The following is a 10,292-nucleotide window of genomic DNA, read 5'->3' on the forward strand; positions in this document are numbered from 1 at the left end:
GGTCGTCGGCAGCGTCAGTTGTGTATAAGAGACAGGGGTGAGGCGCCGGGTGCGGGCGGGGCGGAGGCCGAAGGGCCGGGCGTGGCCGCGTCCGAGCCCCCACCGGACGAGGCGCCGGACGAGCCGCCGGTCATTGGACCCGGCGCTCCTGGCCGTCGCCGTCGCCCCGGCCCCGGTTGTCGCCGCGGTCCCGGTCCTTGTCCTTGTCCTGCTCGGGCAGGTGCACGTCGTCGATCCTGATGTTCACCTCGGTCACCTCGAGCCCGCACATCCGCTCGACGGCGGCGATGACGTTCTTGCGCACGGCCGCGGCCAGGTCGGGGATCGCGGTGCCGTACTCGGCCACCAGGTCCAGGTCCACGGCCGCCTGCCGCTCGCCCACCTCCACCGACACTCCCTGCGTGACGCTGCGCTCGCCGCCGACCATGCCGCGCACGCTGCTGAACGCCCGCGACGCGCCGCCGCCCATGTCGTGGATGCCGGACACCTCCCTGGCCGCCAGTCCGGCGATCTTGGCGACGACCGAGTCGTCGATGCTGGTGGTGCCCTGGTCGGTGACCAGTGCGCTGCCCTGTCCGGACTCCTGCGTTCTGGCTCGCGGCACGGCTGAGGCCTTGCTGACCATCGTGTCCGACATGTCCGTCACCCCCCGAGGTTTTGAAAGTCTCTCCAAGAACCACACGTAACCGCTGCTGAACGGACCATGCACAACAAAACGGACTCTAGGCCGGATTGTGGAAGGTTCCTGACTTGGTCGTTACGAGGGCATTCACACCGCCCGCCCGCATTGACGGGCGCCGGCGCCATGGGCCGACCCTCGTGACGGCGGCGATAGCCTTGTCGGGTGCGTATAGCGAGGTTCTCCACAGGCGAAGGCGTGACGTTCGGCGTGGTCGAAGGCGGCCCGGGCGAGGAGTTCATCTCCGCGATCTCCGGCCACCCGTTCGGCCAGGTGCAGTTCACCGGCGAACGGTTCGCGCTGTCCCAGGTGAAGCTGCTGGCCCCGATGTTGCCGAGCAAGGTCGTCGCCATCGGCAGGAACTACGCCGAGCACGCTCGCGAGCTGGGCAACGAGGTTCCCGACGAGCCGCTCATCTTCATGAAGCCGTCCACGTCGGTGATCGGCCACGGCGAGGCCATCGCGTACCCGACGACGCTGTCCGACCGCGTCGACTTCGAGGGCGAGCTGGCCGTGGTGATCGGCCGGCTGTGCCGCGAGGTGCCGGTCGAGCGGGTCAAGGACGTCATCTTCGGCTACACCTGCGCCAACGACGTCACCGCGCGAGACCTGCAGAAGAAGGACGTGCAGTTCACCCGGGCCAAGGGCTTCGACACGTTCTGCCCGCTCGGGCCGTGGATCCAGACCGACCTCGACCCGAGCGACCTCGCGCTCACCACGACGGTCAACGGCGAGGTGCGCCAGTCCGGCCGCACCAGCCAGCTCATCAACGACATCCCGGCGCTGGTCGCCTACGTCAGCGCGGTCATGACGCTGATCCCCGGCGACGTGATCCTGACCGGCACCCCGGCGGGCGTCGGCCCGCTGGAGATCGGCGACGAGGTCAGCGTGGGCATCGAAGGCATCGGTACTCTGACGAACAAGGTGGTCTCTCGTGACTGATCTGCGGGTGCGCTTCGCCCCGTCCCCAACCGGCATGTTCCACGTCGGCGGCGCCCGCACGGCGCTGTTCAACTGGGCGCTGGCCGAACAGTCCGGCGGCCGGTTCGTGCTGCGCATCGAGGACACCGACGCCACGAGGAACCGTCCGGAGTGGACCGAGGGCATCATCTCGGCGCTCGACTGGATCGGCATCAACGGCACCAACCCGGTCTTCGAGGGCCCCTACTTCCAGTCGGCGTACGAGCCGCAGCACCGCGAGGCCGTGGCCAAGCTGCTGGCCGACGGCAAGGCGTACCACTGCGACTGCACCCGTGAGTCGCTGGTCGCGCGTACCGGCTCGGAGCACAAGGGCTACGACGGCTACTGCCGCGAGCGCGGCCTGACCGAGGGCGCGGTGCGCTTCCGCACCCCCGACGACGGCGTCACGCTGGTGGAAGACCTCATCCGCGGCAACGTGGAGTTCCCGAACGAGGCGCAGGAGGACTTCGTCATCGCCCGCACCGACGGCTCCCCGCTGTACGTGCTGGCCAACGCGGTCGACGACATCACCCAGAACATCACCCACGTGGTGCGCGGCGAGGAGCACCTGGGCAACGCGGCCAAGCAGGTGCTGCTCTGGCCGGCCCTGGGCGCCACCCCGCCGGTCTGGGCGCACCTGCCGGTGATCGTCAACGAGCAGCGCAAGAAGCTGTCCAAGCGCCGCGACAAGGTGGCGCTGGAGGACTACCGGGCCGAGGGCTACCTGGCCGAGGCCATGGTCAACTACCTCATGCTGCTCGGCTGGGGCCCCGGCGACGACCGCGAGATCATGCCGTGGGCGGAGATGGTGCCGCTGTTCGAACTCGAGGACGTCAACTCCTCCAGCGCGTTCTTCGACGAGAAGAAGCTGCGCGCGTTCAACGGCGAGTACATCCGGGCGCTGCCGCTGGAGACGTTCGAGGAGCGCTGCGCGCCCTACCTCGACGCCTCGTGGGACCGCGAGCTGTTCAGCAAGGTCGCCTCGCTGGCCCAGACCCGCATCGCGGTGCTGTCGGAGATCAGGCAGAACGTCGACTTCCTCTTCCTCGACGAGCCCGTCTTCGACCAGGCGTCCTGGGACAAGGCGATGAAGAACGCCCCGGAGGAGATCCTCGGCGGCTACCTGGCCCGGCTTGAGACGGTGAGCTGGGAGCCCGAGTCGCTCAAGGAGGCGCTGGAGGAGGTCGGCGCCGCGCACGGGCTCAAGCTGGGCAAGGCGCAGGCGCCCGTCCGCGTCGCGGTCACCGGCCGGACCGTGGGCCTGCCGCTGTTCGAGTCGATCGAGGTGCTCGGCCGCGAGCGCGCGCAGGAGCGGATCCGCGCGGCGCTAGCGCGCCTGCGAGGCTGACGGCCGCGCCCGCGGCCATCGAGATCCACACTCCCGTCACCCCGAGCCACGAGCTCAGCGCGTAGGCGAGGGGCAGCTGGACGGCGAAGCCCGCCGACGTGGCGGCCAGCAGCCTGCTGCCCCTCCCGCTCGCCTGCAGCGCCCCGCCCACGGCGATCAGCCCGCCGAACGGCACCAGATACAGCGTCATCCAGCGCAGGAAGCCCACGGCCGCGGCGGTGTCGTCGGTGAACAGCGCGGCGGCCGGCGCGGCGACCAGGTTGAGCACGACCGCCACGGCCGCGCCCGCGCCGAGCCCGGCCCACAGCGGCGAGCCGGTGGGCTCCGCGCGCGCCGTCCGGATCATCGCGGCCTGGCGCAGGGCGTAGAAGACCATCACGCCGGCCAGCATGATCTTCTGCCCGATGCCGTAACCGGCCACCTGCGCCGTGCCGAACCCGGACACCAGCTCCACCAGCACCATGCCGGCGAGCGCGCGGGCCAGGAAGTCTCCCGACATGGGCAGCCCGGTCGCCAGCAGTTCCCGTGGTACGCGGCCGGCGCCCGGCGCGGACACGCCATGCAGGCGCGGCAGTGAGATCGCCAGCGTGACGGCCCTGGCGAGCACCGTCGCCACGGCCGCGCCCTGAACCCCGAGGCCGAGCCCGTAGATGAACAGCGGGTCCAGGACGACCACCAGGACGTTGCAGACGAGCGCGTGCCGCATCGGCGTCCTGGTGTCACCTTTGCCCTTCAGCACGCCGTCCACGACCGTCTGGGCGAAGTACACCGGCAGCCCGGCCAGCGTGATCAGGAAGAAGTCCGCGGTCGGCCCGGGATCGTCGGTGAACAGCGCGGCCAGCGGCTCGCGCAGCAGCACGCCGGGGATCGCGATGGCGGCCGAGAAGAGGGCCCAGAGCAGCCATCCGGTCCTGATCACCGGGGCCAGCGGGGCATTCCCGTCCCGCCGCCCGACCAGGACGGTCACGCCGGTCGGCACCGCCAGGAACAGCCCGTAGGCCAGGTACTCGACGGTGGTCGCGACGGTGACGGCGGCGATCGCCGCTTCGCCGAGCCCGGCCACCCAGAGCAGGTCGATCACCCCGACGGCGACGACGGCGGTGAGGAGTTCCACGTAGATGGGCAGGGCCAGCCTGAACACCACATACCTCGTTTCGTTGTATCTCGTTTAGAGGTATAGCGTTAAGATGTACCTATGGCAAGCGGCGGTGACCTGAGCCTCACCATCCTGGGGTTCCTGAACGAGCGGCCCATGCACGGCTACGAGCTCAAGGCCCGCCTGTCGGCGCTCACCGGCCACCTGCGCCCGATCAGCGACGGCGCGCTCTACCCGGCCATCTCCCGGCTGGAGGGCAAGGGCCTGCTCGAACGGCACGAGGAGGAGGGGTCGGCGGCGGCACGCAGGCAGGTGCTCACCATCACCCCGCAGGGCAGGAAAGAACTTCTCGAAAGGCTGGGCGACCCCGCCGACCTGGACATCAGCGACCAGACGCGCTTCTTCGCGCTGCTGACGTTCCTGTCGGCGCTGCCCGGCAGGCAGGCCCAGGCCGAGGTGCTGCGCCGCCGCCTGGCCTTCCTGGAGGCGCCGGCCAGCTTCTTCCACGCGGGCGGGCGGCCGGTCAAGATGAAGGACGAGCCCGACCCGTACCGCAGGGGCATGCTGGAGATCGCCAGGGCGTCGAGCAGGGCCGAGCGGGAATGGCTCAACCGGCGGCTGGCCGAACTCGACCAGCCAGGGGACGGCGACGCCGCCGCCCCCTGAGGCGCCCCTTACGCGAGGCCGGTTACCCGAGGCCGCGGCGGGCGAGCAGCGGCTCGATGCTCGCGGCCCGGCCGCGGAAGTTGCCGAAGGCGGTCAGCGGGTCCATCCCGCCGCCGCGCGACAGCAGCTCGCGCCGGAAGTGGTCACCGTTCGCCCTGGTCAGGCCGCCGTTCTCGGTGAACCACGCCACGCTCTCCGCGTCGAGCACCTCGCTCCAGATGTAGGAGTAGTAGCCCGCGCTGTAGCCGCCGGCGAAGATGTGGGCGAAGTAGTTCGTCCGGTAGCGCGGCGGCACCTCGCGCACCGCGATCCCGGCCGCCTCCAGCGCGGCGGTCTCGAACGCCTCCGCGTCGGGCACCTCGGCGCCTTCTGCCAGCTTGTGCCAGGCCCAGTCGAGCAGCGTCGCCGCCAGGTACTCGACCGTCTTGAACCCCTGGTTGAACTGCTCGGCCGCCTTCAGCTTGGCCACCAGCCCGGCCGGCATCGGCTCGCCCGTCTCGTGGTGCTTGGCGTAGTTCGCCAGCACCTCGGGCCAGGTCACCCACATCTCGTTGACCTGCGACGGGTACTCCACGAAGTCGCGCGGCACATTCGTGCCCGACACGCGCGGGTAGCGCACCGCGGAGAACAGGCCGTGCAGCGCGTGACCGAACTCGTGGAAGGCGGTGTTCACCTCGTCGTACGTCAGCAGCGTCGCCCCCGACGCCGGCTTGGTGAGGTTGAGGTTGTTCATCACCACGGGCTTCTCGTCGAACAGGTACGACTGGTCGACCAGGTTGTTCATCCACGCGCCGCCCCGCTTGGTGGCCCGGGCGTACGGGTCGAGCGCGAACAGGCCGAGCGCGCCGCCGTCCTCGTCGAACACCTCGAAGATCCGCACGTCCGGGTGGTAGCCGGCCAGGTCGGGACGCTCGGTGAAGGTGATGCCGTACAGCCGGGTGGCGGCGTAGAAGATGCCGTCGCGCAGGACCCGGTCCAGCTCGAAGTACGGCCGGGTGGCCTCGGCGTCGAACTCGTAGCGGGCCTGGCGCACCTTCTCGGCGTAGAACGACCAGTCCCACGGCTCGATCTCGAACCCGGCCTGCTCGGCCAGCGCCTCGGCCTCCTTGCGCGCGTTGCGCACGGCCGGGGCGACGAGCTGGCCGAGCATCTCCTCGACCGCCTCGACGGTCTTGGCCGTCTGGTCGGTCACGGAGTAGGCGGCGTGGTTCGGGAAGCCGAGCAGCGCGGCCCGCTCGGCCCGCAGCACGGCCATCCTGGCGCCCAGCTCGAAGTTCTGCGGCGCCCGCGCCACGCTCAGCTCGTACAGCCTGCGGCGCACGTCGCGGTCGGTGAGCCTGGCCAGGCCAGGCTGGTTGGTGAAGTTCAGCAGCGGCAGCACGTAGGTGCCGTCGTCCTTGCGCAGCGACTCGATGTGCGCCGGGTCGAGGCCGTCGAGCTCCTTGGGGTCGGTCACCACCAGCGCCGAGTCGGCCGAGGCCTTGATCAGGTTCTGCGAGAACTCGGTGGAGAGCTTCGACAACTCCTCGTTCAGCTCGCGCAGCCGCGCCTGCTCGGACTCGCTCAGGTCGGCGCCGGCCCGCACGAAGTCCTCGCGGTACTTCTCCAGCAGCCACGCCTCTTCCTGGTCGTCGGTCGCGACCTGCTTGATCCGGGCCCACAGCGCCCGGTTCAAGCGGATCGCGTCGCTGTGCTTGGCCAGCTCGGGGGAGATCCGCTTCTCGATCTCCATGATCCCGTCCGTGCTGTCGGACGAGGCGAGGCTGAAGAAGACCGTCGCCGTGCGGCCCAGGACGCGTCCGGAACGCTCGAGCGCGGCGATCGTGTTGTCGAAGGTGGGCGGCTCGGTGTTGCCGGCGATCGCGTCGACCTCGGCCAGTTGCTCGGCCATGCCGCGCTCGAAGGCGGGCAGGAAATGCTCTTCGCGGATCTCCGCGAAGGGCGGCAACTGGTACGGCAGGCCGCTGGGTGCGAAGAACGGGTTCTCGGCCAACGCTGGGGCTCCTCCACGTGGTGTTTTGTCCCCATCAGCTTGGCACGGACGGGCCCTGGGTGTGGGTCCGGGGAAACTGCTGGAGCCCTCGTTTTGGTCTTACCCCCCGAGCTGGGCTATTCTTTCGGACGTCGCCAAGCGCAGCTCCGCGAGGGGCCCGCAGCGGTGGGGTATGGTGTAATTGGCAGCACGACTGATTCTGGTTCAGTTAGTCTAGGTTCGAGTCCTGGTACCCCAGCTTCAACCCGAACGGATGTCTCCACGTGAGACGTCCGTTTTTTCATTTCACCAGCCGGTCGAGGATGTCGCTGATCCGCCGATACACCGCCGCCGTCGGCGCGTGGGTCGCCGGCACCGAGTAGACCTTGAACCGGTTGCCCGGCGTCGCCGCGTCCGCCTCCTTGATCATCCGGTCCTGCAGCGCGAGCGGGATCACCCGGTCCTTGGTGTGCCTGATGTACACCCGGGGCACCCGGCCCCACCTGTCGGCGCGTCCCCGGGCGTCCGCGTTCGGCACGTGCAGGCTCTCGTCCGGCAGCAGCGTGTTGAGCATGGCGAGGAACTCGCCGTCGCTCGCGTCGGCCATGAACGCGGCCTTGGCCGCGCTGAGGAACTTCTGCTGGTTCGTACGCCAGTTCACCCGGATCGCCTTGATCACCCGCGGGTCGGCGATCACGCCGTCGGCCAGGACCGATCCCAGGCTGGTCTTCCCCTCGGGCGTCTCCAGGTAGGCGGCAGGGGAGGGCAGCTTCGTGCAGCAGTACGCGCTGTCGTAGACCAGCCGGTCGATCAGCTCGGGCACCTCGTCGGCCGCCTTGGTGATCGTCGAACCGCCCATGCTGCCGCCCACCAGGATGACCGGGCCGTGCTCGGCGACCCTGCGCACGGTGTTCACGGTGGCCTCGACGTAGTCGTCGAGTGTCACGTCCGACACCGGCGATGGCAGCGTGGCCAGCTTCGCCAGGTCCTGCGGGGCCTGGTAGGCCGCGTGGAACTGCTCGGCGGGGCCGTGCCCGGGCAGGTTCACGCCCACCGTGCGGTGGCCGCGCAGCGTCAGCTCGGCGTCGCCGCTGGCCACGCCGCCCGCCCCGGTGACGAAGACGAACGTGGTCACGTCCTCGGCCCGCTTGGCGGGGGCGGCGGCGGAGACACAGGCGGCGGCGCCCGTCGCGGCGGCCAGCTTGAACGCGGTTCTCCGCGTGGTTTCGCTCATGGCTAGATGTTTGCCGAGGTCAGCGGCCCTACGCATCGACCGGTCAGAGATGCGTACGGTGGATGCCGGACATCAACCGATCGGTGGATACATGCAGGACATCCTGGGCCGGCTCGACGGACGGGAACGCTGGGTCTACCCGGCGCTCGCCTACGGGCTGCTCGCGATCTCCACGGTCGTCGCCGCGATCACCGCGCCGGCGGGTGCGGCACCGGCCTGGCCGGCGCTCGTCCAGGCGGGCGTGGCGCCGGCGTGGCCGGTTCTGGTGCCGGTGGCCGCGCTGTGGCTGGCGCCGATCCCGTGGCTCTACCGCCGCCGCGAGACGCGCCGTGCGCTCGTCGTCGGGCACTACCTGGGGCTCATCGTCCTGGCCTGGGCGCTGACGAGCGCGGCGGAGGCGTTCGTGCTGTTCGCCGCGATCGGCTACCCGCTGGCCTTCGCCCTGCTGCCCGTCAGGCTGGTGCTGGCCGGGGCCGCCGCGACCGCCGCCGTGACCGTGCTGGCCCAGGTCGGCCCGGGCGACCGCGCCGGGCTGCTCACCGCGATCGGCGGCATCGCCGTCCCGCTGGCCTTCGCCGGCTGGTACGTCTCCGCCGAGAGCGACAAGCGGCGCAGGCTGATCGAGCGCCTGCGCGCCGCCCTGGCCGAGAACGCCGGACTGCACGCCAGACTGCTCGACCACGCCAGGCACGCCGGGGTGCTGGACGAGCGGCACCGCATGGCCGGCGAGATCCACGACACCATCGCCCAGGACCTGGTCGCCATGATCGGCCAGCTCGAAGCCCTGCCCGAACCCGCCGAGCCCGACGCCAGACGCCGCCGCGCGCAGGCGCTCCGGCTGGCCAGGCAGTGCCTGGCCGAGGCCAGACGCTCGGTGCGCGCGCTGCGTCCAGAGCCGCTGGAGGACTCCGGGCTGCCCGAGGCGATCGGCCGCATGGCCCGCGCCTGGGCCGGCACCGCCGGGGTCGACCTGGCGCTGGAGGTCACGGGCACCCCGGTCCCGCTGGCCGCCGACGTGGAGTCCACCCTGTTCAGAGTGGCGCAGGAGGCCCTGGCGAACGTGGCCAAGCACGCCGGAGCCACCAGGACGGGCCTCACCCTCTCCTACACCGGCGAACTCGTCCTGCTGGACATCCGGGACGACGGAGCCGGTTTCGCCCCGCAGGCGGCGAATGGCGGCTTCGGCCTGGACAACATGCGGCAACGGGTGCGGGCGGCGGGTGGCACCCTGGAGATCGAGTCCGGGCCCGGCCAGGGCACCGCCGTCGCGGTGAGCGTCCCCGCCCTGCCGGTCGGCCGCGTGATCAGGGAGGGCGACGTATGAGGGTGCTGATAGCCGACGATCACCCGATCGTCCGCGACGGGCTGCGCGCGGCGCTCGGCGGCGAGCCCGACCTGGAGATCGTCGGCGAGGCCGGCGACGGCGCCGCGGCCGTGCGGCTGGCCGCCGAGCTGCGGCCCGACCTCGTCCTGATGGACCTGCGCATGCCCGGCATGGACGGGGTCACCGCCATCCGTGAACTTCGCGCGCGCACCGGCGGCGACGGGCCGCGGGTGCTGGTGCTCACCACGTTCGACACCGACGTGCTGCCCGCGCTGGAGGCCGGGGCCAGCGGCTACCTGCTCAAGGACGCGCCGCCTGCCGAGCTGGTGCGCGCCGTGCGCGCCACGCACCGGGGCGAGACCGTGCTCGCCCCCGCGGTCGCCGGACGCCTGGCCGACAACCTGCGCAGACCGGCGCGCGGCGCGCTGAGCAAGCGAGAGCTGGAGGTGCTGCGCCTGGTGGCCGCGGGCGCCACCAACCGTGAGGCGGCGGCCCGGCTGTTCATCAGCGAGGCCAGCGTCAAGACCCACCTGCTGCACGTCTACGCCAAGCTCGACGTCCGCGACCGGGCCGCCGCCGTGGGCGAGGCCTACCGGCGCGGCCTGCTCGGCTAGCACGCGGGCGGCTGCACCGATCTCGTGCGCTGATAAGCGGTTTGGTTGTGGTCTGCGGGGTGCGGTAGAGTTACCAACGTTGCCGGGGAGGCCCGGCACACCAGCTTGTGGACAGGGTCCCGTCGTCTAGTGGCCCAGGACGCCGCCCTCTCAAGGCGGTAGCGCCGGTTCGAATCCGGTCGGGACTACCACTGTCACACGAGCATCGCGAAGGTCCCGTCGTCTAGTGGCCCAGGACGCCGCCCTCTCAAGGCGGTAGCGCCGGTTCGAATCCGGTCGGGACTACATCTGCACCGCTCCGGTCGCCCTCATGGCACCGGGGCGTTTCGCATTTCCGGCCCAAACCCACGCCATTCCTCCCCGGCCTCACCCCGCGCCGCCACCCCTCACCCGGACCAC

9 protein-coding genes and 3 tRNA genes are annotated in these 10,292 nt (G+C 70.9%); 8 read left to right on the forward strand and 4 right to left on the reverse strand.

The window, feature by feature from the left end:
- Positions 1 to 130 precede the first annotated feature (130 nt).
- Positions 131 to 637 (reverse strand): Asp23/Gls24 family envelope stress response protein, encoded by a 507-nt coding sequence (locus HII36_RS50360; RefSeq protein WP_173530520.1) that lies wholly within the window; start codon positions 635 to 637, stop codon positions 131 to 133.
- Positions 638 to 844: 207 nt separating this feature from the next.
- Here HII36_RS50360 and HII36_RS50365 point away from each other — a divergent pair, with 207 nt between their 5' ends.
- Both HII36_RS50365 and gltX read left to right on the forward strand, forming a co-directional pair.
- Complete coding sequence (locus HII36_RS50365; protein WP_173530521.1) at positions 845 to 1,621, forward strand: fumarylacetoacetate hydrolase family protein; 777 nt, start codon at positions 845 to 847, stop codon at positions 1,619 to 1,621.
- The gene (gltX, locus tag HII36_RS50370; protein ID WP_173530522.1) at positions 1,614 to 2,987 is read left to right on the forward strand and encodes a glutamate--tRNA ligase; all 1,374 of its coding nucleotides are present in this window, start codon (positions 1,614 to 1,616) and stop codon (positions 2,985 to 2,987) included. The genes HII36_RS50365 and gltX overlap by 8 nt, the downstream gene beginning before the upstream one ends.
- On the opposite strand, the gene HII36_RS50375 is transcribed toward gltX, so the two are convergent.
- Positions 2,881 to 4,128, reverse strand: coding sequence for an MATE family efflux transporter (locus tag HII36_RS50375; RefSeq protein ID WP_173530523.1), 1,248 nt, complete (start codon positions 4,126 to 4,128; stop codon positions 2,881 to 2,883). The genes gltX and HII36_RS50375 overlap by 107 nt on opposite strands.
- Positions 4,129 to 4,182: 54 nt before the next feature.
- Between HII36_RS50375 and HII36_RS50380 the strand changes: the two genes are divergently transcribed.
- The gene (locus tag HII36_RS50380) at positions 4,183 to 4,749 is read left to right on the forward strand and encodes a PadR family transcriptional regulator (RefSeq protein ID WP_173530524.1); all 567 of its coding nucleotides are present in this window, start codon (positions 4,183 to 4,185) and stop codon (positions 4,747 to 4,749) included.
- A 22-nt stretch (positions 4,750 to 4,771) separates the two neighbouring features.
- On the opposite strand, the gene HII36_RS50385 is transcribed toward HII36_RS50380, so the two are convergent.
- Positions 4,772 to 6,742, reverse strand: coding sequence for a M3 family metallopeptidase (locus tag HII36_RS50385; protein ID WP_173530525.1), 1,971 nt, complete (start codon positions 6,740 to 6,742; stop codon positions 4,772 to 4,774).
- A 166-nt stretch (positions 6,743 to 6,908) separates the two neighbouring features.
- Here HII36_RS50385 and HII36_RS50390 point away from each other — a divergent pair.
- Positions 6,909 to 6,980 (forward strand) — tRNA-Gln (locus HII36_RS50390).
- Positions 6,981 to 7,022: 42 nt separating this feature from the next.
- Here the strand turns inward: HII36_RS50390 and HII36_RS50395 are convergent.
- Positions 7,023 to 7,955, reverse strand: coding sequence for an alpha/beta fold hydrolase (locus HII36_RS50395; protein ID WP_173530526.1), 933 nt, complete (start codon positions 7,953 to 7,955; stop codon positions 7,023 to 7,025).
- 91 nt (positions 7,956 to 8,046) lie between these two features.
- Between HII36_RS50395 and HII36_RS50400 the strand changes: the two genes are divergently transcribed.
- The 4 genes from HII36_RS50400 (at position 8,047) to HII36_RS50415 (ending at position 10,178) form a co-directional block, all read left to right on the forward strand.
- The gene (locus HII36_RS50400) at positions 8,047 to 9,279 is read left to right on the forward strand and encodes a sensor histidine kinase (RefSeq protein WP_217370961.1); all 1,233 of its coding nucleotides are present in this window, start codon (positions 8,047 to 8,049) and stop codon (positions 9,277 to 9,279) included.
- Entirely contained in the window at positions 9,276 to 9,893 is a 618-nt protein-coding gene (locus HII36_RS50405) for a response regulator (protein ID WP_173530527.1), read from the forward strand. The genes HII36_RS50400 and HII36_RS50405 overlap by 4 nt, the downstream gene beginning before the upstream one ends.
- 115 nt (positions 9,894 to 10,008) lie before the next feature.
- A tRNA-Glu gene (locus tag HII36_RS50410) sits at positions 10,009 to 10,084 on the forward strand.
- A gap of 21 nt (positions 10,085 to 10,105) precedes the next feature.
- Positions 10,106 to 10,178 (forward strand) — tRNA-Glu (locus HII36_RS50415).
- Positions 10,179 to 10,292: the final 114 nt, after the last annotated feature.

It is taken from the genome of Nonomuraea antri (genome assembly GCF_013283785.1).
GTDB classification, from domain to species: Bacteria; Actinomycetota; Actinomycetes; order Streptosporangiales; family Streptosporangiaceae; genus Nonomuraea; species Nonomuraea antri.